The following is a 23818-nucleotide window of genomic DNA, read 5'->3' as shown; positions in this document are numbered from 1 at the left end:
GCATGGTCCTGTTCTTGAGAATCCTCCCCATCCCGGCCCCCGGAATTTCCCAGCAAGCTGACGGTTAGCCATGGAAAAAAGCCTCGCCCGCTACATCTGGAAGAACACGCGGCTGCAGCAGCTGTGGATTCTGGCTGTCGTCGCCGCCTCGATGGTGCCCTACTTCCTGTCCTTCGACCTGCCGAAGCAGATCGTCAACGGACCGATCCAGGGCGACGGTTTCGAAGGCCCGGGCGCAAGACAGACCTTCATGCACATTGCCTACGACATTCCGCTGATCGGCCATGTCGAATTCTTTCAAGGCTTGCAGCTCAACCGCTTCCAGATGCTGATGGCCCTCAGCCTGGTGTTTCTGGCGCTGGTGGTACTGAACGGCCTCTTCAAATTCTACATCAACACCTATAAGGGCCGGCTCGGCGAGCGCATGCTGCGCCGCATTCGCTTCGAGCTGATCGACCGGGTGCTGCGTTTCCCGCCTATTCACTTCAAGCGGGTGAAATCGGCCGAAATCGCCACCATGATCAAGGACGAGGTGGAGCCGATGGGCGGCTTCACCGGCGATGCCTTCGTCTCGCCTGCCCTTCTCGGCGGCCAGGCGATCACCGCGCTCGCCTTCATCATCGTGCAGAATTTCTGGCTCGGCATGATCGCCGCCGGCATCGTCGGCGTCCAGGCCGTCGTCATTCCCCGCATGCGCAAGCGGCTGCTGGATCTCGGCCGCCAGCGGCAGCTGACGGCGCGCGAACTTTCCGGCCGCGTCGGCGAAATCGTCGACGGCATCGGCACGATCCACGGCAACGACACATCCAACCTCGAACGCGCCGACATCGCCTCGCGGCTCGGCCGGATCTTCTCGATCCGCTACGACCTTTACCAGTGGAAATTCCTGGTGAAGTTCATCAACAATTTCCTCGCCCAGGTCACGCCTTTCCTGTTTTACGCGATCGGCGGCTATCTGGCGCTGCAGGGCCGGCTCGACATCGGCCAGCTCGTCGCCGTCATCTCGGCCTATAAGGACCTGCCGGGGCCGCTCAAGGAACTGATCGACTGGGACCAGATGCGCCAGGACGTGCAGGTGAAATACCAGCAGGTCTACGAGCAGTTCAACGTCGAGCCGCTGATCGACAGCCGCATCCAGGAACTCGCGATCGCCCCCGTCGGCGCGCTGACGAGCGCACTCGTCGTCACCAACCTCTCGCTCTCCGACGATAGCGGCGCCCGCCTCGTCGATCACGTTTCCGTCGAGATCAAGCCGAACGAGACGGTGGCGATCGTCGGCCCGAACGGCAGCGGCGCGGAAGCCTTCGCCGAAGCGCTGGGACGCATGGTATGGCCGGATTCCGGCCGCATCACCATCGACGGCCGTGACCTCCTGGAGTTGCCGGAATCGATCACCGGCCGGCGCATTTCCTATGCCTCGGCCGATACGTTCTTCTTCCACGGCTCGCTTGCCAGCAATCTGCTCTACGGTCTCAAGCATGCGCCGATGACCGACGCCGTCTATGACGAGAAGGAAGCGCAGGAATATAAATGGCACTCCATCGAAGCGGTGAAGGCCGGCAATCCGACGCTCGACCTCAACAGCGACTGGGTGGATTACAAGGCGGCCGGCGCCAGCGGGCCCGAGGACCTGTTGAAAGCGATCCGGCCGGTGCTCGACGCGGTGCTGATCTCGCAGGATATTCTTGACCTGGCGCTGCGCTCGAACGTCAATACCGACGTTCATGTGGCGGTCAGCGATCATGTCGTGGCGTTGCGCGCCTCGCTCAGAGACCGGCTGCGCGACGAGGGTCTCGACGGCATCGTCGTGCCTTTCGATTTCGACGCCTATAACGCCCAGGCAACGGTCGGCGAAAACCTGCTCTTCGGCACGATGAAGCGGCCGCTGATGACCAATCGCAGGCTGGCCGCGCATCCCTATTTCCAGCAGCTCTTCCGCGAGACGGGCTTGAGCACCGATCTTTACGCCATGGGCCTCGAAATCGCCGAGAACGCGGTGGAACTGTTCCACGATCTGCCGCCGGACCATCCTTTCTTCCAGCAACTGACCTTCATGACGGCGGACGACATTCCGACCTATCAGGCGCTGCTGCAGAAGCTGCAAAGCCGCCGCTTCGAGGATGCCACGCCCGAGGAACGGTCGGCGATTATCCGATTGAGCTTTGCCTATATCGAGCCGCGCCACCGCTTCGGCCTGCTGACCGACGAGCTGATGGCCAAGATCGTCAGCGCCCGCAAGCAGTTCCACGAGCATATTCCGGCCGATCTCGCCGAGCTGATCGAGCGTTACGACGCCGAGCGTTTCACCCCGTCGGCAAGCCTGATGGACAATGTGCTGTTCGGCCGCATCGCCTATCAGCAGGCCGACGCCTCCGATCGCATCCGCGCCATCATGGGCGAACTCTTCGACGCGCTCGACCTTTACGACGACGTGCTGGCGATCGGGCTCGAATTCGACGTCGGCTCCGGCGGCAAGCGGCTGACCATGGTGCAGCGGCAGAAGCTCAATCTTGCCCGCGCGCTTCTGAAACGCTCGGACTATTTCATCTTCAACCGGCCGCTGTCGGCGCTCGACCAGCGCGTTCAGGATCAGATCACCCGCAATATCGTCGAAGACCTGCACAAGGAAGGCGAGCGCCCGGCGATCATCTGGGTGCTCTCCAATGCGCGCCTCGCCGAGCTGTTCGACCGAATCCTGCTCTTCGACCGCGGCGGGTTGGCGGAGGCCGGCAACTATCCGGAACTTTCCGAGAAAAACGGTATGTTCAAGGAACTGTTATCGTAATATTCTATTGGGGCGGCGATGGTAGGCGTTCCCGGGGGAACGCCCGGAATTTGAAGACGCCTGGTTCCAAGAACCATGCGGCAGGGGATTGAAACGCTCATGCTGTTGAGAGACGAAGTGGAAATGCTGCGCCGGGTGCCGATCTTTTCAAGGATCGCGCCAGCAAAACTCAAGCTTTTGGCCTTCACCTCCGACCGCATGACCTACAAAGCCGGGCAGGACCTCTTCCATCAGGGCGATGTCGGCGACGCCGCCTATGTCATCCTTTCCGGCAGCGCCGATATCATCGTCGCCTCGCCGGCCGGCGAAATCAAGGTCGCCGATGTCGAGCTCAATTCCATCGTCGGCGAAATCGCCATCCTCTGCGATGTCTCGCGCACGGCAACGGTGCGCGCCACCTCGCCGCTCGAGGTGCTGCGTATCAGCAAGGAGCACTTCCTGAAACTGCTCAGCGACTTTCCGGAGATGGCCGTCGAAATCATGCGGGTGCTGGCCGACCGCCTGAACCATACGACTGCGGAGCTGACCGCAGCGCGTGCGGCAAAGCAGCCGCAGATGGCGCAGTAAAAAACTATTCAGCGTTTCGGCGGCCATTGCCGGGCGCCGTGCATAAGGCGCAATATTTCCCCTTTTTCGATTTTCACACGTCAGATGGGCTTCATTTGGCTTCAGCCTTGAGCCGCGCCAGCAGCTCTGCCCGTTCACGCGCCATCTGTTCCTTGACGACCTCATTCGGAATCCAGACCGTGTTCGGATCGTCGGCTTCCCGGATCGCCTCTCCGACCTGTTCGCGGAACCACTTGTCGTATTCCGCCGCCTCGTGGCGGCCTTCGACAAAGGCGGCAATATCCGACCGCAACGAAGATTGCGCTGCAAGCGCATCGAGACGATAAAAATCGTGCTGCTTGCCGGCATAGGTTTTCCAGCACGTGGGAACTGCGTTGTTCCAGCTTTCCGGTGGCCGATATGGATCGAGTTCTCCCCAGAAGACCATGGTGGGTATATCAAGGGGAGACGTTTCGAAGCGCAGTCTGGTCGATGACACGCAAATCAGCGCCTGGAGTTCCAGCCCCTCTTTGACCGCATTCCACAGAGCCGTTCCACCGGCGCTAAAACCGATCCCCAAGCACCCGCGTCCGTCGATCTCGCGAAGTGCCCGAACCGCATGGCTCATGCCGCCCTGGTTGAAAAGATGGTCGTGAAGCGCGTCCCCACGCAGATCGGAACGCCCGCTCAGGTCGGCCAGTTGCAAACCATGGCGCTGAGAGCTGCCGGCATCCGGCAGCTCGGCAGAGGTTTCGGGAAAGCCGTGGATATCGCTGACGACCAAATGTTGCATTTCGACGATGCCGCTCTTCGCTGCGACAGATGATAAGACAGTCGCCGGTTTCCCGGCGACTGTTGCGGTTCAACCTATTCCCGCTGTTCCAGCGCCTTGCTGAAGGCGAGTGCGGCCAGTGTGCAGATGGCGCCGGAGAGCAGGTAGTAGCCGACGAAGGTCAGGCCGAAGCGGCTGGAGAGGCTGAGCGCCACCAGCGGTGCGAAGCCGGCGCCGATCAGCCAGGCGAGATCCGAGGTGAAGGCGGCACCGGTATAACGATAGCCGCGGCCGAAGCGCGACGAGATCGAGCCGGTCGCCTGGCCGAAGGAGAGGCCGAGCACGCCGAAGCCGATGATGACGAAGGCGTCATGGCCGCTATTGCCGGAAGCGATCAGGATCGGCCCGACGAAGCTGAAGACGGCAATGATGACGGCGCAGATGGCAAGCTGGGCGCGCCGGCCGATGCGGTCGGCGATCAGGCCGGACGCGACGATGGCGACGATGCCGACCATGGCGCCGACCACCTGCACCACCATGAAGGCGCCGATCGGCTGGTTGCCGTAAAGGCTCATCCAGCCGAGCGGGAAGATGGTGACGAGGTGGAACATGGCAAAGCTTGCGAGCGGCACGAAGGCGCCGATCAAAATGTCGCGGCCGTGAACGCGCAACACGTCGAGAATCGGTGCGGCTTCCAGCTCGTGCTGTTCGAGCAGCGTGCCGAATTCCTTGGTCATGACCAGGCGCAGACGCGCAAACAGCGCCACCACGTTGATCGCGAAGGCGACGAAGAAGGGATAGCGCCAGCCCCAGGAGAGGAAATCCTCACTGGAAAGATTGGCGACGAAATAACCGAACAGGGTGCTGGCCAGCGCAAAGCCGATCGGCGCGCCGAGCTGCGGAATCATCGCATACCAGCCGCGGTGATTGGCCGGCGCGTTGAGCGCCAGCAGCGAGGCAAGACCGTCCCAGGCGCCGCCGAGCGCAAAACCCTGGCCGAGACGGAAGAGCGCCAGCAGCGCGATCGACCAGACGCCGATCTCCTCGTAACCCGGCAGGAAGGCGATCGAGGCCGTGGAGCCACCGAGCAGGAAGAGCGCGATCGTCAGCTTGGTGCCGCGCCCATACATGCGGTCGATCGTCATGAAGACGACGGAGCCGACCGGGCGGGCGAGAAAGGCGAGCGAGAAGATGGCGAAGGAATAGAGTGTCGCCGTCAGCCTGTCCGGCGCAAAGGGGAAGACCAGTTGCGGAAAGACCAGGACGGAGGCGAGGCCGTAGACGAAGAAATCGAAGAATTCCGACATGCGGCCGATCACCACGCCGATGGCGATGCTGCCCGGGGAAACCGGCTTGTCGTCGTGAATGCGCCGCGCGTCGCGTTCGAGCGACGCCGACGATGGTCCGTAATGCGATGTTGTAGCCATGAAAAACGCCTCCTCGTTAAGGCGCTTCCGGCAAAGCGCCTCAAGCCTGATCTTGATCAAACCGGCAGGCTTATCAAGTGCGTCAGACGTAAATAGTTCATCAGTGCGGTTCAAATTGAGCGCGGATGGAAAAAATTGGCGTGATCCGGACAGTAATTTGTCATGGGAGCGCTGGCCTGACCGATTCTTGCGGATATATTGACCGAAACACGCGCTGGAGAAAAATCCTTCTTGATTTCATCAGGATTTCAAAGCACTAGCGCACAGGATTTGTGCCGCAGTGCGGCACGCTTGCTGCACTGCGACCAAAGGCCTCATGTCGCGATCCGGTTCAGTGCTTTAGTCGCGGAACAAACGAAACAACAAGAGCTTAGAGACGTGCCAAAACTCGTGAAGTTTTCCCGCCTTCTATCCGTCTTGCCGCTGCTTTTCCTGGCAGGATGCAACATGGTGGTCATGGCGCCATCCGGCGACATCGCCGTGCAACAGCGCGATCTCATCGTCATCTCGACGGTGCTGATGCTTCTGATCATCATCCCGGTGATCTTCCTGACGCTGCTCTTTGCCTGGCGCTACCGCCGCTCCAACACGGCCGCAACCTATGCGCCGGAATGGCACCATTCGACCCGCCTCGAAATCGTCATCTGGGCAGCACCGCTGGCGATCATCATCGCGCTCGGCGCCGTGACCTGGATTTCCACGCATAAGCTCGATCCCTACCGCCCGCTCGACCGCCTCGATGCCGAGCGCGCCATCCCGGCCGACACCAAGCCGCTGACCGTCGAGGTCGTGGCGCTCGACTGGAAGTGGCTGTTCTTCTATCCCGAACTCGGCATCGCCACCGTCAACGAGCTTGCTGCCCCGGTGGACACGCCAATCAATTTCAAGATCACCGCCTCCTCGGTGATGAATTCCTTCTACATCCCCGCCCTTGCCGGCCAGATCTACGCCATGCCCGGCATGGAGACCAAGCTGCACGCCGTCATCAACCGGGAAGGCGAATATGAAGGCTTTTCCGCCAATTACAGCGGTGCCGGCTTCTCGCACATGCGCTTCAAGTTCCATGGCCTCAACCGCGAGGGCTTCGACGCCTGGATGGCCAAGGTCAAACAGCAGGGCACGATGCTCAACCGCGACGCCTATCTGAAGCTCGAAAAGCCGAGCGAGAAGGAACCGGTGCGCTATTATGCCGGCGCCGACGCCGACCTCTACGACGCCATCCTCAACATGTGCGCCACCCCCGGCAAGATGTGCATGAACGAGATGATGCATATCGACATGATGGGCGGCGGCGGCAAGGAAAGCGCCGAGAATCGCGAGAAGCTGCAATATGACCATCGCCATGCCGACGAAGGCGTCGTGGCGCCGGCCGCCACCGTGCCGGCAACGGGTGCTCCGGCACGCAGCGAACCGGCCAGCAACACCGATGGCAATACAGACGGCAGCAGCATGCAGCACGACATGCCCGGCATGGACATGCAGCATGACGGCCATTCCATGCCCGGCATGAGCAATGGCGCCGATCCGGCGCCGGCGCAGCTCAACAACAACAATTAACCTGGCGCTTTGCGTCGCAAGACATAATGAACGGGTTGTTCCATGTTTTCCAATCCTGACCTCCTGAAGTTCGTCTTCGGCCGGTTGACCCTCGATGCCATTCCCTATCACGAGCCGATCCTGGTCGTGACCTTCATCGGCGTGGTCATCGGCGGCCTCGCCGTGCTCGGCCTCATCACCTATTTCAAGTTCTGGGGTCCGCTCTGGCGCGACTGGATCTGCAGCGTCGATCACAAGAAGATCGGCATCATGTATGTGATCCTCGCCGTCATCATGCTGCTGCGCGGTTTTTCCGATGCCATCCTGATGCGTGTGCAGCAGGCGATCGCCTTCAACGGCAATGAAGGCCCGCTGCCGCCGCACCATTACGACCAGATCTTCACCGCCCACGGCGTCATCATGATCTTCTTCGTGGCGATGCCCTTCGTCACCGGCCTGATGAACTTCGTCGTGCCGCTGCAGATCGGCGCGCGCGACGTCTCCTTCCCCTTCCTCAACAACTTCTCCTTCTGGATGACCACCGCCGGCGCGATCGTCATCATGCTGTCGCTGTTCATCGGCGAATTCGCCCAGACCGGCTGGCTCGCTTATCCGCCGCTGTCGGGCGCGGCCTACAGTCCGGGGGTCGGCGTCGACTATTATATCTGGGGCCTGCAGGTGGCCGGCGTCGGAACGACGCTTTCGGGCATCAACCTGATCGCCACCATCGTCAAGATGCGCGCACCGGGCATGACCTTCATGAAAATGCCGGTCTTCACTTGGACGGCGCTCTGCACCAACGTGCTGATCGTCGCCTCTTTCCCGATCCTGACGGCAACGCTCGCCCTGCTGTCGCTCGACCGCTATGCCGGGACGAACTTCTTCACCAACGACCTCGGCGGCAACCCGATGATGTACATCAACCTCATCTGGATCTGGGGCCATCCGGAGGTCTACATCCTGGTGCTGCCGGCCTTCGGCATCTTCTCGGAAGTCGTCGCCACCTTCTCCGGAAAACGCCTCTTCGGCTACGCCTCGATGGTCTACGCCACCTGCGTGATCATGATCCTGTCCTACATCGTCTGGCTGCACCACTTCTTCACGATGGGATCGGGTGCTTCCGTCAACTCCTTCTTCGGCATCACCACGATGATCATCTCGATCCCCACGGGAGCGAAGATCTTCAACTGGCTGTTCACCATGTATCGCGGCCGCATCCGCTACGAGGTGCCGATGCTGTGGACGGTCGGCTTCATGGTGACCTTCGTCATCGGCGGCATGACCGGCGTCATGCTCGCCGTGCCGCCGGCCGACTTCGTGCTGCACAATTCGCTGTTCCTCATCGCCCACTTCCACAACGTCATCATCGGCGGCGTTCTCTTCGGCATGTTCGCCGGCGTGAACTACTGGTTCCCGAAGGCCTTCGGCTTCAAGCTCGATCCCTTCTGGGGCAAGCTGAGCTTCTGGTTCTGGCAGATCGGTTTCTGGTTCGCCTTCATGCCGCTCTATGTGCTCGGCCTGATGGGCGTCACCCGCCGCATGAGCCAGTTCGAGGACCCGTCGCTGCAGATCTGGTTCATCATCGCCGCCTTCGGCGTCGGCCTGATCGCGCTCGGCATCGTGTCCTTCCTGATCCAGATCGCTGTCAGCTTCATGAAGCGCGAGGAACTGCGCGACGACAGCGGCGATCCCTGGGACGGCCGCACGCTGGAATGGTCGACGGCTTCGCCGCCGCCGGATTACAACTTCGCCTTCACGCCCGTCGTGCACGACCATGACAGCTGGTACGACATGAAGAACCGCGGTTATGCCCGTCCGCTCGAAGGCTTCCGGCCGATCCATATGCCGAAGAACACCGGCACCGGCGCGATCCTTTCGGCCATCAGCGTCGCCCTCGCCTTCGGCCTGATCTGGTACATGTGGTGGCTGGTGGTCGTCTCCTTCGTCGCCATGCTCGTCGTGGCGATCGGCCATACCTTCAACTACAGGCGCGATTTCTACATCCCCGCCGACGCGGTGACCGAAACGGAAGGCAAGCGTACCGCGCTGCTTGCCGAGCAGGTGTGATGACCATGAGCGATCAGACTATCGACACGGCCGAAAAGCCTGAATTCTACCTGACGGAAGATCACCATCCGGAAGGCAGCACCAATCTCGGCTTCTGGCTCTACCTGATGAGCGACTGCCTGATTTTCGCGGTGCTGTTTGCCACGCACGGCGTGCTCGGCCGCAATTATGCCGCCGGCCCGTCGCCGGCCGATCTCTTCGATCTGCCGATCGTCGCCCTCAACACCTCGATGCTGCTGTTCTCCTCGATCACCTACGGCTTCGCCATGCTGCAGATGGAGCGCAACGCCAAGGCGGAAACGCTGTTCTGGCTCGGCGTGACCGGCCTGTTCGGCGCAGCCTTCATCGGGCTCGAACTCTATGAGTTCATCCACCTGATCCATGAGGGCGCCGGCCCGACGCGCAGCGCCTTCCTGTCTTCCTTCTTCACGCTCGTCGGCACGCACGGCCTGCACGTCACCTTCGGCATCATCTGGCTGATTACGCTGATGGTGCAGGTGTCGATGCACGGGCTGGTCGAAGCCAACCGCCGCCGCCTGATGTGCCTGTCGATGTTCTGGCACTTCCTCGACGTCGTCTGGATCGGCGTCTTTTCCTTCGTCTATCTGCTCGGAGTTCTCGGATGAGTTCGCAAGCACCCGCCCATGAGGATGCCCACGAGGCGCATCACGGCCACAGCCACGGTCACCAGGCCGGCCACGGCACCTTCAAGAGCTATATGGCGGGCTTCGTGCTCTCCGTCATTCTCACCGCCATTCCCTTCTGGCTCGTCATGTCGGGCGTGATCGCCAGCCCGGCGCTGACGGCGGTGCTGGTGATGGGCCTCGGCGCCATCCAGATCGTCGTCCACATGATCTTCTTCCTGCATATGAACACCAGGAGCGAGGGCGGCTGGACGATCATGGCGCTGATCTTCACCCTCATCATCGTCGCCATCGCCCTCTCCGGCTCGCTCTGGGTCATGCATCATCTCAACACCAACATGATGCCGATGAACCCTGAAATGATGAAGAACATGCCGTGATCCCTCGGCACGGGCGGCGGCAGCGCCGCCCGCAGCGGTTCAGCCCGATATAGTTTGGATATGAGCGAGGCTTCCTCGGAACAATCGGAGACACGGCATTCCCGGGCGAAACGCACGGTCTTCGCCGTTTGCCTGGCGTTGCTTGCCGCGGCGCTGGCCGCCCTCGGCACCTGGCAGGTCGAGCGCCTGGCCTGGAAACGTGACCTCATTGCCCGCGTCGATCAACGCGTGCACGCGCCGCCGGTGCCGGCCCCGGCCACGCCCGCCGACTGGAACAGGGTCAATACCACAGACGACGAATATCGGCGGGTGACCGCATCGGGGATGCTGGCAAACGACAAGGAAACGCTGGTCTATGCCTCGACGGCGCTCGGCCCGGGTTACTGGGTGATGACGCCGCTGATGCTTGCCGACGGCACATCGATCCTCGTCAATCGCGGCTTCGTTCCGACCGATCGGCGCGACCCGGCCTCGCGCCGCGAAGGCCAACCATCAGAGCCGGTGGAAATCACCGGGCTGATGCGGATGACCGAGCCGAAGGGATCGCTGCTCAAATCCAACGACGTCGCCGCCGACCGCTGGTATTCGCGCGACGTCGCGGCAATCGCGCAAAAGCGCGGCGTCAGTGCCGTCGCCCCTTATTTCATCGACGCCGATGCCGCACCCAATCCGGGCGGCCTGCCGGTCGGCGGCCTCACAATCATCCAATTCCCCGACAACCATCTCGTCTATGCCATCACCTGGTACGGGCTCTCGGCGATGGCGCTGGCATTGCTGGTTTTCATCCTGCGCGCCGAGATCGACAGAGGCCGCCGGGAATAGAAGGGACGAGAGCAAGATTTGCTCCCGCAGACACGTTAAGGCCGAACGGACCGTGAAGTTCAAGCCGCAAACGCAGCTCATGGCAATGGCGCAGCGCCAGTCTCGCAGCATTACGACGCCTCCCATCCAGCAATGCCTCGACAAATTGGGGTCGTAGCATCTCTACACGACGGTGAGCCCCAACTGGGCCAAGAGTCCACCGGCCTGAGCATAGGAGATAATGGCGCCCTTGAATCTTTCAGCATTGCCTATAGTGAGGCCGCCAAGATCGGCACCACGAAGATCCGCGCCTTCGAAACGGCAGTGTGTAAGATCTGCATTTCGAAGCGAACAACCGTCAAAAATTGCGTCTCTGAAATCGCAGCTACGCAGATCCGATCCGCTGAAATCGATCTGTCGCAAATGAGACTTTCGGAATGATCGCGCCGGCAACTTTGCATAGACCAGTAGGGTTTCGTCGAACCGCACATCCAAGGCCTGTCCGTCGGTAAAGTCCGCACCAGTCAGCTTGCACCGCGCAAAGTTGACCGAGCCAAGCTTAGCGCGTCGATAGTTCCCATTGTTGAAGTCACATCCCAAGAACTCTGCGTCTTCCAGCGCAGCGCCAACAAAGCTGGAAAAGGCCCCCCGACAGGAGACGAATCGAGCGCCTTCCAGGCTAGCCTTCTCAAAATTGGTGCGTTCCAGCGTGCAGTGCTGAAAAACCCAGCCGGCGAGCGGCAACCGCGACAAGTCAACCTCATCCAGATGACACGCGATCAGGGTCACGAACTCACCTTTGAGCGCTTGTTGTTCCACCTCTCGTCGGTTGAGCGTTTTGTCCGTAATAGCGAGCGACATTGCTGCCTTACTGCTCATCAATCGTCTCCTTTGCTGGTCAGTCCGCGTTTGGCAAAAGACCAAACCATGAGACTGATTAGCGCGCCGGCAAGCATGGTGCCGGTAACCGCTGTCATGCTGCCGTCGTTAAAAAGGCCCACGGCCGTGGCCGCTAGGCCGGCGCAGACGAACTGCATGACACCGACGATCGCGGAACCGCCGCCTCTATGATTTCCACTGGCAGCCAGAGCTAGCGCCACGGTGTTTGCTCCTGTGATCGGAAGTGTGAGCGAGCACATGAAGAACAGCCCCATAAGCAAGACCAGAGGCATGTCGGAACCAAATAAGAAAAGCACTGACGCCGCGGCCAAGCACGTCGCAAGCGATATGGTCGTTGCGCATCGCGAATTGATTCGTCGCAGCATCGCACCATTGAGGATGGCTCCCACGATGATGCCTACCGCATTGAGGGCGAACAGCCATCCATAAACTTCAGCGCTGACACCGTAGAGCGTCATGTAGATGAAGGACGAACCGCTGACAAAAGCGAATCCAACAGCGAACGATAGGCCGCCGACGATGGCAGGCAACAGGAAGGAGCGGTTCGCCAGGAGCTGGCCATAGTTGGTCAGTGTCTGTGAGAGCGACTCACGCTGCCGCGCACTACTGGGTAGCGATTCAGGAATAGTCAGTATTACCGCAAGCAAGCATACGAAGCCTATACCTGCGAGCAGAGCGAAGATCGAATGCCATCCCGCAGTGGCTGTCACGTAACCTCCAATGACCGGAGCCACAATCGGTGCGAGTGCCTGAATTGCCATCACGGAGGAAAGCAGCGTTGCGGCTTCCTGTTTGTCGTAGAGATCGCTGATGATCGCGCGGCCGACGACCATACCGGCACAACCGCCAACAGCTTGCAGAAACCGCAGAACAAGAAAGGTCTCGATGTTCGGTGCAAAGACGATGGACAGGGATATGGCTGCGAAGAATGCGACGCCGGAAACGAGGGGGAGCTTACGTCCCCATCCGTCGATTACAGGGCCGTAAAAAAGCTGCCCGATTGCGAGGCCAAGCAGAAACAAAGAAAGACTGAGCTGGACTTCTCCGACACTGGTGCCGAACCCCTGCGCAAGCTCTGGGAAGCCGGCCAAGTACATGTCGGTAGACAGCGGTGCAAATGTCCCCAGCGCTGCGAGCACGATGACGGTCCGCTTTCCGACGGACCTCCGCCTAGCATCGCCTGCGGATTCCGATTGAGAGGCGGCCACACGAACGCGAGATGACATTGTTGCTCCAAGATTTATAACACTATTCGGTGTTGTTATTAGTTGACTGGGAGGATATTTGCAACACCGATCGGTGTTGTAAAATTCAGAGGTTGTGCTATAGAGCCGCAGATTGGAGGTGTATCGGTCATGTCTGACGGAACAGAAGGACCAAGAGGGCGAGGCCGTCCAAGACGCATGGCGAGTGAAGAGCTACATGCCCTTGTGTTGAAGGCCACCCGAGAGCTTTTTATCGAGCGTGGCTTTAGCGGAACGACGATGGACGCCGTAGCCCATCACTGCGGCGTGTCAAAGCGAACGGTTTATAACTTGTTCAAAAGTAAGAGCGACCTGTTTGCGGCTTTGATCGACACCAATCGCAGGGGCTTGTTGGCTCTCCCCGGTGCCTACAATGACCTCACCGTGGAAGATGCGCTTATAGAGATACTTACCATCAACCTTGATGAACAGGCCGAACTGGAACAGCAAACCTTACTTCAAGTCACCCTGATGGAGGCCAGGCGGCATCCTGAACTGGAAGCTCTTTTGCGAGAGATGGGGGAGGAACGCTCACGCCATCTCTTGATAGAGTGGTTGGATGAGCAACGACAACTTGGGCGTATTGTTGTTGGAAGTACGCGTGCCGCAGCGCGGATGCTAATGAATATCGTGAGCGGTCCGCATGAGCAGCAATCAATCGGAAAATTCGACAAAAAGACGAGGGCCGAGCGCAACGCCTATTTGCGACAGAGCATCAAAATCTTCGCAGCAGGGGTAAGTCAGACCAAAACTTGAGACTTTCATCTTGAACGTCAGGTACTTGAGGCTTCCCGCCAAAATCTCCCTATCGCTTTGCACGGATACGAGCCCGAGCGCACCGCATTAATCTCTCGTAAAGCGATGTCCGATACTGCTTGCCTGAAGAGAATATTTAAAAAGCTGCACATGAGCCGGCCGGATTACATCCCCAGTCTCGATGGCCTGCGCGGCATTGCCGCGCTTCTGGTCGTTCAAGCCCATATCGGACTTGTCTTTCCCGGCACAGCCCAGCATTTCATGACGATGGGCAGCGAAGCCGTCGGCTTGTTCTTTGCGCTCAGCGGCTTTCTGATGGCCCATCTCTATGGCTCGCGGCCGGTGACCAAAGAAAACGTGCTGGATTTTCTGGTGAGCCGCTTTGCCCGCATCTATCCGGTCTATCTGGCTGCCGTCGTGCTCGTGGCGATCCTGTCCGGCATGCAAGATCTGAACTTCGTTCAGCCGATTGTCGGCGCCACGGACTTTGTGCGCCACGTCTTTCTTCTGGGCTCGAGCGGGGTTTTCTGGTCAATTCCGCCGGAAATCCAATTCTATCTGCTCTTCCCGGTCCTATGGCTTTGCCTGGCCCGGCCGCACCGCCATAGCGGCCTGATCGTCGGCTTTGCCGTGGTCGCCGTCATCGACGGCCTGCTGGAATTGCCGGGGCCCGGCATCATGCTGGTTTCCAAGCTCCCCTACTTTCTTTTCGGCGCACTTGCCGGGGCGCTGCATTCCCGCTGGGACAGATGGGCGCCATCGGCCCTCACCGGAATTTTCACGCTGTTCCTGCTGGCGGCGTTCTTCACCTACCGGCATGTCGTGCCGAGTTTTTCCCCCGAATTCTGGGGTCTGCAAAGCGCGGTCGCGGCAGCCGTCATTGTCGCGCTCGTCGCTCGGCAACCGCCCATCGCAGCCTATGTGCTGGCAGCCGCACCCATGCGGTTCTTAGGGACCATCAGCTTCTCGCTCTATCTTTTCCATGTCCCCATCATGTTCCTCGCACGCCGGACCTTTGAGGGCCTGATGCCCGAACCGGTGCTGATCGGGGCAGCACTTGCCGTTGCGGCAGTCGGAGCATGGTTCATTCACGAGACGATCGAAGTCCCAAGCCGCCGGCTGCTCGTCGGCCTGTGGCAGCAGCATCGCTGGCGCATAGCCTCGGGCGCAATTCCGGCCGAAGGCATTGAACGCGCGATCCTCGACCTCAAGGAGACCGAAAAACGCCTCCTGAGCGGCACAACGTCAGCCGCGGCGGACGAACTGCGGGAGGAAGCCTCCCGCACGGGCACCCAGGACAATGGCGACGAGAAGCTTCGCGCCTAGAGCATGTCGCGCAAAAGTGTGCAGCGGTTTTGCGATAACGACATGCGTAAAAACAAAGACCTAAAGCACGAGAAGCGAATCTGAAAGATCGCGACGCGCTTTAGATTCCAAAAAGTGTGAGCGGCTTTCGGCATCACGCCTCTCAGGAAGCGACCCGGCTGATCGCCTCGGCGAGCTGGGCCTGCGAGAAGGGCTTGCCGAGACGGGGCAGGTTGGCGATACCTGTTCCTTCGGGGAGCTCGGCGTAACCGGTTGCGAGAATGATCGGCATTTCGGGCCATTCGTCGCGGATCGCCTTGGCGAGCTGCGCACCGGTCATGCGCGGCATGGCATGGTCGCAAATCACCAGATCGACCGGTTGCCTGCGCAGGATTTCAAGCGCCTCGGGACCGGCCATCGCCTCGAACACGGTGTGACCGAGATCCTCCAGCATCAGCGTCGTATTCATCAGCACCAGGCCATCGTCATCGACGGCGACGATGCGCAAGCCGTGCGGCGCATTTTCCGCCCGTTGCGGCGACTCGACAGCCAGTTTGCCGACTTGCTCGGCAGTGACAACCGGGAACCACAATTCGGCCGTCGTGCCTTCGCCGAGGCTGCTCTTCAGCATCAGGCGGCCGCCGGATTGGGACGCAAGGCCCTGCACCATGGATAGGCCGAGGCCGGTGCCCTTGCCGACCCCCTTGGTGGTGAAGAACGGCGTGATTGCCTGCTCCATCGTCTTGGCGTCCATCCCCTCGCCTTCGTCGATCACCGCGATCCTGATATAACGGCCGGGCGGCAGCGTACGCTTGCCCGGCAACACCGTTTCCTCGGAAGCGCGAAGCATGATCCGGCCGCCGGACGGCATGGCGTCGCGGGCGTTGACGACGAGGTTCAGGATCGCCATCTCCAGCTGGTTCGGATCGGTGCGGATGGTCGGCAGCCTGACCGGGAAAGACGTCTCGATCACGGTCAGCGGGCCGAGCGACCGGCTCAGCATATCCATCATGCCGCGGACCAGGCCGGAGACGTCGATCGGCTCCATGTGCAGTTCCTGCCGGCGGGAAAAGGCCAGCATGCGCTGCGTCAGCGCGGCACCCCGCTGGGCGCCCTGCAGGGCATTATCGACAAGCGATGTCAGCGACAGATCCTGCGGCATGCGTTTCTTCAGGATTTCGAGACTGCCGAGCACGGCCATCAGCAGATTGTTGAAATCATGGGCGATCCCGCCGGTGAGCTGACCGATCGCCTCCATCTTCTGCGACTGGAAGAGTTCTTCGCGCGCCTGCTCCAGGGCGCGCTGGATCTCCATCTTTTCGGTGATATCGCGGGTGATCTTGGCAAAACCGAGCACATCGCCTTCCTCGTCGCGAATGACATCGATGACGATGCTGGCCCAGAAGCGGGTGCCGTCCTTGCGGACCCGCCAGCCTTCCCGCTCGAACCGGCCTTCGGCACGCGCGACGGCGAGCGCCGTCTCCGGCACGCCGTCGGCGCGGTCCTCAGGCGTATAGAAGGTCGAGAAATGACGGCCGATGATTTCATCAGGCCGGTAGCCCTTGATCCGCTCGGCGCCGAAGTTCCAGCTGCTGACATTGCCGTCGGGATCGAGCATGTAGATGGCATAGTCCGAGACGCCCTGGACCAGCCGGCGGAACTGCTCCTCGCTCTGGCGGATCGCCTTTTCGGCGGCTCTGCGCTCTGTCAGGTCGCGGGTGATCTTGGCATAGCCGATGAGCTCGCCGGAGGGACGGCGAATTGGATCGATGATCACATGCGCCCAGAAGCGGCTGCCGTCCTTGCGCTGGCGCCAGCCTTCCCCTTCGAACCGGCCATGCTCCTTGGCGGTCGCGAGCGTGCGCTCCGGAATCCCCGCGGCGCGGTCCTCCTCCAGATAGAAGCGGGAAAAATGCTCGCCGAGAATTTCGGAAGGCTTGTAACCTTTTAAACGCTGCGCGCCGGTATTCCAGCTGGTGACGATGCCTTCGGGGCTCAGCATATAGATGGCATAGTCGGTGATGGCATCGACCAGAAGGCGAAAGCGTCCCTCTTCCTCGAGAGACGTATCATGTCGATCCAGCGCTTCCATCAGCCCCTCTTGTTCACCAGCGCTTTATAACGCCGCGGCAGGCGGATGGTTCCGAAATTCAGCCTCGAATTTTCAGACTGCCTTGACCTGCGGGTAGAAGCGCTCGCCCACCCGTTCGGCAGCCGCATAGGCCTGCGAGACGATCTCCGGCACCAGATCGATATCGGGCAGGCTGCCCAGGCCGAGCGGGCCGACGGCAAAAAGCCCGGCGACCGTCGAACCGTCCTCGAGGAAAGGCTCGCCGCGCGCATTGACCGCGAGCCCCAGCGACAGCTCGTCCGGCATGGCGAGGCCGGCGGAAAGCAGGCTCTGCATCAGCGGCGCGGAAAGATCGGGCGCCTGACAGCGGCAGTCGATGATGCGCTCGGCATGGATGATCTCCTCGGCCGAGGAACCGGCCGGCGTGAAGAACAGGCCGCTCAGGCCCCGGCGGCCGGCACGGCCGCGACGCAGCACCGTGCGGCCTTCGGCAAGCTCGCGCTTCAGGCGCAGATGCATGGCTTCCGGCAGGCGGTTGCGGTGGCTGTCGTAGATGGCCCTGAGATGCCGGTTGAACTGATGCTTGTCGCCGGCCGGCAGCGAACGCCACAGCGAGCGGGCATGTCTGCGCAGCCCGTTCATCACCGATTGCCAGCTTCGGCCCTCGTCCTCGGCCTCGTGACAGGCCTGGCGGATGAATCGCACGATGTCGGGCAGGCTCTGAGGCAGCGCTTCGGCCGGGAAGACCGGGTCGGCGGAATTCGGCGTATGGCTCTGGGGCAGGAAACCGCGCCGGGAAATGATCGTCACCTGGCCGGCATAGCCGGAATCGCGCAGCTGCAGCAACTGGTCGACGACCCGGATGCCGCTGCCGAGCAGCACCGCATGCGGCCGCGCGACGAGGCGCTGGGCCCGGACGGGAGAGGCCTCCCGCTCGCCGGCATCCTGATCGCCGAGGCCGTAGCCGGTGGCCAGGATCACCGTATCGAACAGCGGATTGGCAGGGTTGGCGCTTTCGAGCAGGAAACGGTGGCCGTGGCTGCGGCGGATTGCCACGACCGGATCGTTGCAGACCTGGACGGTGATGTCCCGGCGGGCGGCGAGCGCTTCGGAAAAGCGCTGGTAGACATAATCGCTGAAGATCTCCTTCGGCACGAAGATCTGCCGGAAACCGGGGATGGCGGCCGGCACGGCGGCGCGGAAGGCGGCATTGCTGCAGAGCCAGTCGTTGAAATCGTCATTGTCGCCGAGCGAAACCGAGAGATCGCGCACGCGGGTGTTGAGGATCGTCGAGGCGCGGACCGAGGCCAGCGCCTGCCCGCCGCTGACCGACGAATTCGGGTCGAACAGCTGCAGGTGGAAGGGCGCCCGCACCGTCTTCATCAGCGCGATGGCCGTCATCATGCCAGAAAAGCCGCGCCCGACGATCGCTATGCGCGGCACGGCGGATATCTGCGCTGCCGCATTGGCGCGCGCCGAAAAAAGTCCCTGAACCGTCATCGCAACTCCTCTGCGGCTCGGCCGCACCACGTGCAAATAGGTTCAACGCATAAAAGCGGGTCATGCGTTGATGAGGTTCATGCAGCCATTCACAAACATCTGCCGCAGGATCGGGGTCCGGACGAGCGGCCCCGCGAAAGCACCAGGCGAACGATCGCGCCCGCTCATAGTCTATTAAACTAGTCGTGTATGAAAGCGCTAAAAACCGCAGGTGGCAAGAGCTTTGTTGCCACGGCAGCGTAAACTATTGGAACAAAACATATTTTTCGGCCGGCTCCACCGCATGGCAACGGTTGAACCGGGACTTCATAGGCGGCAAAGTGCCCATTTCGCCTAGATGAACACGGGTATGCACAATTCGATTTCAAGTCTCTTTTGCGGTCATTTCTCTTGCCAGTTCGCCGATCATCGAACGCAACCACCTGTGGGCCGGGTCGTGACGGTAGCGAACGTGCCAAGCCATCTGCACCGGGAAACTACCGAGATCGACGGGCGGCGGCAGTATCTTCAGGCGCGGATCCCGCTCCAGAGACCGACAGATCAGGCGCGGCAGCGTTGCGCAATAATCGGTTGCGACGAGCATCTCGGGTACGGCCAGGAAGTGGGTGACAGACACGGCAACCTCTCGCTTGAGATTTTGCTGCCCCAATGCCTGGAAGAGGCCCGCGCGCAGCCGGCCCGGCGGCAGCACGTTCACGTGCTTGAGGCTCTCGAACTGTTCCCGGGATATATGGTCTCCAATCTCGGGATGATCGGCGCGCACCACGCAGGCAAGCCCGTCGTCCATAAGATGCTGGACGACGAGGTTATCAGGCGGATCGACGATCCGGCCAAACACCATGGCTGTCGTGCCGGAAATAACGCCGGTCTCGGCGAGATCATTACCGAACGGCGTCATGCGGAGCTTGATGCCCGGCGCCAACTGCCGCATTCTCGCTGCCAGTGCCGGCATCAACACGAGCTCCGCATAGCTGTTGGGGGCTAGCGTGAACAGGCGCTCGGCCTGTGCCGGCTGAAACTCCTGCTGGTTCGAAACGAGATCGTCGAGCTGCGCCAGCGCTGCTTCGATCGTCGGGGCGATCTCCTCCGCCAGTTCCGTCGGTTTTATGCCGTACCTTTCCCGGATGAACAGCGGATCATGCAGGGTTTCGCGCAGGCGGTTCAGCGAATTGGACAGCGCCGGCTGGGTGATGCCCAACCGCACTGCGGCCCGTGTGACGCTCCGCTCTTCCATCAGGGCCAGGAAAACCGGAAGCAGGTTCAGATCGTATTTCATTTAGATATAATCTCATTTGAATATCTAAAATCAAAGAAGTAAATTTCCGAAATATGTCGGCAGATGCCATTGTGACGACATCGAAACGCCGCAGCGGCTGATCGAGCTCCAATCCACCGGCCGCCACGGCGCGCCATCTGACGGAAGGATCTACAATGAAAGTCCTCATCGTACTCACCTCGCACGACACGCTCGGAGACACCGGCAGGAAGACCGGTTTCTGGCTCGAAGAGCTGGCGGCACCCTATTATGTCTTCAAGGATGCCGGCGCCGAGATCACCCTCGCCTCGCCGAAGGGTGGCCAGCCGCCTCTCGACCCGAAGAGCGACGAACCAATGTTCCAGACCGACCTGACGCGGCGTTTTACCGCCGACGAGGCGGCCAAGGCGCAGCTTGCGGCGACTGTGCGCCTGGACAGCGTCGACCAGAAGGATTTCGATACCGTCTTCTACCCCGGCGGCCACGGCCCGTTGTGGGATCTGGCCGAAGACCGGAATTCGATCGGGCTGATCCAATCCTTCGTCAGGGCCGGCAAGCCGATCGCCCTCGTCTGCCATGCACCGGGCGTCCTGCGCCACGTCACGAACCCCGACGGCACCCCCTTCGTCCAGGGACGCTCCCTCACCGGCTTCACCAATTCCGAGGAAGAGGCCGTGGGGCTCACAAAGGTCGTGCCGTTCCTCGTCGAGGACGAGCTGATCGGTCTCGGTGCGGTCTTCTCCAAGATCAAGGATTGGGGCGTGCATACGGTGGTCGACGGCCAGCTCATCACGGGTCAGAATCCGGCGTCGTCCAGTGAAGCGGCCGAAGCCCTCATCGCTGTTCTCACGCGCTGAAATATCGTGATCTGCCGTCGGCCAGCGCGGCGGCAGGTCGCCTTCAGAAACCGGAGTTCATGATGTCCACCACGGTTCCACTACTGTTGCTGTCGGACGCGCGACAGATGATCGAGAGGTCCATCGCCGCCGCGGGTGCGCTTGATGTTGCCTGCTCAATCGCCATCGTCGACGCGTCCGGGCACCTGCTCTCGTTCGTTCGCCAGGACGGGGCCATGGCAGGGTCGGCAGAGCTTGCCATCGACAAGGCCTTTACCGCTCAGATTTTCAACAACCGGACCGAAGTGCTCGGCGCACTGGCCCAGCCTGGCGCCGAACTCTACGGCATCCAGCATTCGCATGGTGGAAGGATCGTGATCTTCGGCGGCGGCATTCCCATCCGGTTTGAAGGACGAGCCATCGGCGCGATTGGCGTGAGCGGCGGAACCGTCGCTGAAGATATCGCCATCGCCGAGGCCGGGTCCTCAGCCTCCTGATCATTGCCGGCGAGCGCCGGCATGGTCCTGCCGCTCGATCACGCACGTGACGCGAACGAGGCGAACGCCTGGACGGCATTCTTGGCGTCGCTGGTCTTCAGTGTTGCGTTGAGGGCAAGGGCTTTGAGCGGCATGGGTTCCTCCGGCAAGGATTGTCCGGCAGGTTGCCTGATGGGGCTGTCTGACGGGATCTGGCTGCTGCAACCCACCCGCGCGGCGATTGTTCCCGCGGGCATGCGAGGGGACCTCACGTAAAAATAACCAGTTGGTGAATTGTTTACTTGAACCCATGGGCGGAATCGGCAAAAGTGACGGTGCAATCAATCCCTTCATGGATTTGCCGTCTTTTCGGGCCAGCGTCCGAGCACCACATCTATTGGAAAAAATACCGTGAGCAGCGATGCGTTAAGACGCGCGACGAAGCCTTCGGCTTCGATGGCGCTTGCAACTGCGGCAGGCTGGGGCCGAGGCCTCTATACCTTGGTGCGCATCACCATGATGGCCTTCCGCCACCCCTGGCAATCCGGCTTTGCGATCGGCGCCACGCTTATCGCTTCCACCTTCCAGCTGATGATCCCCCGCCTTCTCGGCCAGGCGGTCGACCACACGCAGATGGCGATGAGCGGCGGCGCGGCAGGCCAGGCGGCCCAGGACGCGCTTCTGACCACGGCGCTGCTGCTGCTCGGTGCCGCCGTGCTGCGCGGCCTCTTCACCATGGTGCAGAACTATTACAGCGAAGCCGTCGGCCATCATATCGGCTACGAATTGCGGCTGGCCTGCTACGAGAAGATCCAGCGGCTGTCCTTCAGCTTTCACGACACCGTGCATTCCGGCGACCTGATCACCATCGGCCTGCTCGATCTCGAAGGCGTGCGCATGTATTTTTCCACCGCGCTGGTCCGGATGATCCTGCTGTCGATCCTGATCGGCATCGGCGCCTATATGCTGCTGTCGACCGATGTCGTGCTGGGCCTTCTGGCGCTCTCCTTCGTGCCGTTCGTCGGCTGGCGCTCCTCGGTGACGCAACTCAGGCTGCGCGCCACCTGGCTCGACCTGCAGGAGCGGCTGTCGGTGCTGACCCGCATCATGGAAGAGAATCTCGGCGGCATTCGCGTCGTGCGCGCCTTTGCCGCACAGGACCACGAATTGTCGAAATTCGAGGCGGCCTCGAAGAACGCGCTGGCGCTGGCGCATCAGCGCGTCGGCATCCGCGTCGTCAACACCAGTGCCATGACCTTCTCCTTTTTCGCGGCCATGGGCCTCGTGCTCTGGGTCGGCGGCGGCAAGGTGATGTCGGGCGAGATCACCGTCGGCACGCTCGCCTCGTTCCTCACCTTCATGACCATTTTGCAGATGCCGGTGCGCCAGCTCGGCCTGATGGTCAATGCCTTTGCCCGCGCCTCGACCTGCGGCACGCGCCTCTTCAACCTTCTCGACCTCGACATATCGATCAAGGACGCGCCGGATGCGCGGGAGCTGAAGCTTACCGACGGCGTGCTGCGCTTCGAAAATGTCAGCTTCGCCTATCCCGGTTCGGAAAAACGCACCGTGCTCCACGATGTCTCCTTCGAAGCCAGGCGCGGCCAGACGATCGGCATCGTCGGGCCGCCCGGCAGCGGCAAGTCGACGATCGCCCACCTCATTCCCCGCTTCTACGATGTCAGCGGCGGCAAGATCACGCTCGACGGCCAGGATATCCGCAAGGCGACGCTGCAATCGCTTCGCCGGGCGATTGCCGTCGTGCAGCAGGATTCCTTCCTGTTCACGACGACGATCGAAAACAACATCGCCTATGGCGATCCGTGGGCAAAGGAAGGCCGCATCGAACGCGCCAGCGAAAGCGCCCAGCTGCACAATTACGTGCTCGGCCTGCCCACGGGCTACGGCACCGTCGTCGGCGAGCGCGGCGTGTCGCTGTCCGGCGGCCAGCGGCAGCGCCTTTCGATCGCCCGTGCCCTGATGCTGAAACCGGCGGTGATGGTGTTCGACGATTCGACGGCGGCGATCGACGCCGCCACCGAGCAGCGCATTCGCAGCGCCATGCGCCGCTACGCCGCCGACCGCGTGACGATCATCGTCGCCCATCGCCTGAGTTCGCTGATGCATGCCGACCAGATCCTGTTCGTCGAAGACGGAAGGATCGTCGAGCGCGGAACGCATGCAGCGCTGCTGTCGCTCGGCGGGCGCTACAAGGCGCTTTACGATCTGCAGGTGCGGCCGGGCGATGAAGTGTTGAGCGCGTAACGATATACCTCTTCTCCCCAGCGGGGAGAAGTGCCGAGCAAAGCGAGGCGATGAGGGGGCGAGGCGCGATCGCGACCAGTGCCCTGAGCGGAAGCGAAGGGCAAATAGGGCGTGCCGTGCGGCCCTCATCCGCCCTTCGGGCACCTTCTCCCCGATGGGGCTATCAGATTCACACATTGTCGAAAGCGGCGAGGAGGAGGCCTACGCCGCGCTTGGCGGCTTGGAACTGTTGCCATCCGTCGAGTATGACGA

The 23818-nt window shown here is 61.4% G+C and carries 19 protein-coding genes and 1 pseudogene; 13 read left to right on the top strand and 7 right to left on the bottom strand.

What is annotated here, in order from left to right; all coding sequences use genetic code 11:
- Positions 1–70 precede the first annotated feature (70 nt).
- Together GGD57_RS16950 and GGD57_RS16945 are read left to right on the top strand one after the other, a co-directional pair.
- Positions 71–2785, top strand: coding sequence for an ABC transporter ATP-binding protein (locus GGD57_RS16950; RefSeq protein ID WP_184471500.1), 2715 nt, complete (start codon positions 71–73; stop codon positions 2783–2785).
- Positions 2786–2884: 99 nt separating this feature from the next.
- Positions 2885–3352 (top strand): cyclic nucleotide-binding domain-containing protein, encoded by a 468-nt coding sequence (locus GGD57_RS16945; protein WP_085740122.1) that lies wholly within the window; start codon positions 2885–2887, stop codon positions 3350–3352.
- 91 nt (positions 3353–3443) lie between these two features.
- Here the strand turns inward: GGD57_RS16945 and GGD57_RS29535 are convergent.
- Positions 3444–3641, bottom strand: a pseudogene (locus tag GGD57_RS29535) (hypothetical protein); the annotation flags it as partial.
- Between the two features lie 557 nt (positions 3642–4198).
- Positions 4199–5530, bottom strand: coding sequence for an MFS transporter (locus GGD57_RS16935; RefSeq protein WP_184471499.1), 1332 nt, complete (start codon positions 5528–5530; stop codon positions 4199–4201).
- A 378-nt stretch (positions 5531–5908) separates the two neighbouring features.
- Here GGD57_RS16935 and cyoA point away from each other — a divergent pair, with 378 nt between their 5' ends.
- Genes cyoA through GGD57_RS16910 form a run of 5 tightly spaced genes read left to right on the top strand, consistent with a single transcriptional unit; the run spans position 5909 to position 10979 of the window.
- A complete protein-coding gene (cyoA, locus tag GGD57_RS16930) occupies positions 5909–7087 on the top strand; it encodes a ubiquinol oxidase subunit II (RefSeq protein ID WP_184471498.1) in 1179 nt (392 codons plus the stop codon).
- Positions 7088–7129: 42 nt separating this feature from the next.
- Positions 7130–9133, top strand: a complete 2004-nt coding sequence (gene cyoB, locus GGD57_RS16925) for a cytochrome o ubiquinol oxidase subunit I (protein WP_184471497.1) — start codon at positions 7130–7132, stop codon at positions 9131–9133.
- Positions 9134–9138: 5 nt separating this feature from the next.
- Positions 9139–9759, top strand: coding sequence for a cytochrome o ubiquinol oxidase subunit III (cyoC, locus tag GGD57_RS16920; protein ID WP_184471496.1), 621 nt, complete (start codon positions 9139–9141; stop codon positions 9757–9759).
- On the top strand, positions 9756–10157 hold the full coding sequence (cyoD, locus tag GGD57_RS16915) for a cytochrome o ubiquinol oxidase subunit IV (RefSeq protein ID WP_097611644.1): 402 nt from the start codon (positions 9756–9758) through the stop codon (positions 10155–10157). The genes cyoC and cyoD overlap by 4 nt, the downstream gene beginning before the upstream one ends.
- Positions 10158–10217: 60 nt before the next feature.
- A complete protein-coding gene (locus GGD57_RS16910; protein ID WP_184471495.1) occupies positions 10218–10979 on the top strand; it encodes an SURF1 family protein in 762 nt (253 codons plus the stop codon).
- A 162-nt stretch (positions 10980–11141) separates the two neighbouring features.
- On the opposite strand, the gene GGD57_RS16905 is transcribed toward GGD57_RS16910, so the two are convergent.
- On the bottom strand, positions 11142–11837 hold the full coding sequence (locus tag GGD57_RS16905) for a pentapeptide repeat-containing protein (RefSeq protein WP_184471494.1): 696 nt from the start codon (positions 11835–11837) through the stop codon (positions 11142–11144).
- Positions 11837–13084 carry a multidrug effflux MFS transporter gene (locus tag GGD57_RS16900; RefSeq protein WP_281423750.1) on the bottom strand — a complete coding sequence of 416 codons (1248 nt, stop codon included), beginning with the start codon at positions 13082–13084 and terminating at the stop codon, positions 11837–11839. Before GGD57_RS16900 ends, GGD57_RS16905 begins: the two co-directional genes overlap by 1 nt.
- Before the next feature lie 177 nt (positions 13085–13261).
- Here GGD57_RS16900 and GGD57_RS16895 point away from each other — a divergent pair, with 177 nt between their 5' ends.
- Both GGD57_RS16895 and GGD57_RS16890 read left to right on the top strand, forming a co-directional pair.
- A complete protein-coding gene (locus tag GGD57_RS16895) occupies positions 13262–13858 on the top strand; it encodes a TetR/AcrR family transcriptional regulator (protein ID WP_184471492.1) in 597 nt (198 codons plus the stop codon).
- Positions 13859–14008: 150 nt separating this feature from the next.
- On the top strand, positions 14009–15184 hold the full coding sequence (locus GGD57_RS16890) for an acyltransferase family protein (protein ID WP_184471491.1): 1176 nt from the start codon (positions 14009–14011) through the stop codon (positions 15182–15184).
- A gap of 142 nt (positions 15185–15326) precedes the next feature.
- On the opposite strand, the gene GGD57_RS16885 is transcribed toward GGD57_RS16890, so the two are convergent.
- The 3 genes from GGD57_RS16885 to GGD57_RS16875 all read right to left on the bottom strand — a co-directional run bounded on the left by GGD57_RS16885 (position 15327) and on the right by GGD57_RS16875 (position 20010).
- Entirely contained in the window at positions 15327–17255 is a 1929-nt protein-coding gene (locus GGD57_RS16885) for a hybrid sensor histidine kinase/response regulator (RefSeq protein ID WP_184471490.1), read from the bottom strand.
- Between the two features lie 72 nt (positions 17256–17327).
- Positions 17328–18734, bottom strand: coding sequence for an FAD/NAD(P)-binding protein (locus GGD57_RS16880; protein ID WP_184471489.1), 1407 nt, complete (start codon positions 18732–18734; stop codon positions 17328–17330).
- Between the two features lie 364 nt (positions 18735–19098).
- Positions 19099–20010, bottom strand: coding sequence for a LysR substrate-binding domain-containing protein (locus GGD57_RS16875; RefSeq protein WP_184471488.1), 912 nt, complete (start codon positions 20008–20010; stop codon positions 19099–19101).
- 155 nt (positions 20011–20165) lie between these two features.
- On the opposite strand from GGD57_RS16875, the gene GGD57_RS16870 reads away from it, so the two are divergent.
- The 4 genes from GGD57_RS16870 to GGD57_RS16855 all read left to right on the top strand — a co-directional run bounded on the left by GGD57_RS16870 (position 20166) and on the right by GGD57_RS16855 (position 23566).
- Positions 20166–20846 carry a type 1 glutamine amidotransferase domain-containing protein gene (locus GGD57_RS16870; RefSeq protein ID WP_184471487.1) on the top strand — a complete coding sequence of 227 codons (681 nt, stop codon included), beginning with the start codon at positions 20166–20168 and terminating at the stop codon, positions 20844–20846.
- 59 nt (positions 20847–20905) lie between these two features.
- Positions 20906–21322 carry a GlcG/HbpS family heme-binding protein gene (locus tag GGD57_RS16865; RefSeq protein WP_246713666.1) on the top strand — a complete coding sequence of 139 codons (417 nt, stop codon included), beginning with the start codon at positions 20906–20908 and terminating at the stop codon, positions 21320–21322.
- A gap of 21 nt (positions 21323–21343) precedes the next feature.
- Positions 21344–21577, top strand: a complete 234-nt coding sequence (locus GGD57_RS16860) for a hypothetical protein (protein ID WP_184471486.1) — start codon at positions 21344–21346, stop codon at positions 21575–21577.
- Between the two features lie 180 nt (positions 21578–21757).
- A complete protein-coding gene (locus tag GGD57_RS16855) occupies positions 21758–23566 on the top strand; it encodes an ABC transporter ATP-binding protein (protein WP_184471638.1) in 1809 nt (602 codons plus the stop codon).
- Positions 23567–23818: the final 252 nt, after the last annotated feature.

Origin of the sequence: Rhizobium esperanzae, from assembly GCF_014197615.1 — a bacterium.
Classification (GTDB): Bacteria; Pseudomonadota; Alphaproteobacteria; order Rhizobiales; family Rhizobiaceae; genus Rhizobium; species Rhizobium esperanzae_A.
Note: the sequence above shows the minus strand (reverse complement) of the source record. Positions and strands in the feature narration are given on the sequence as shown.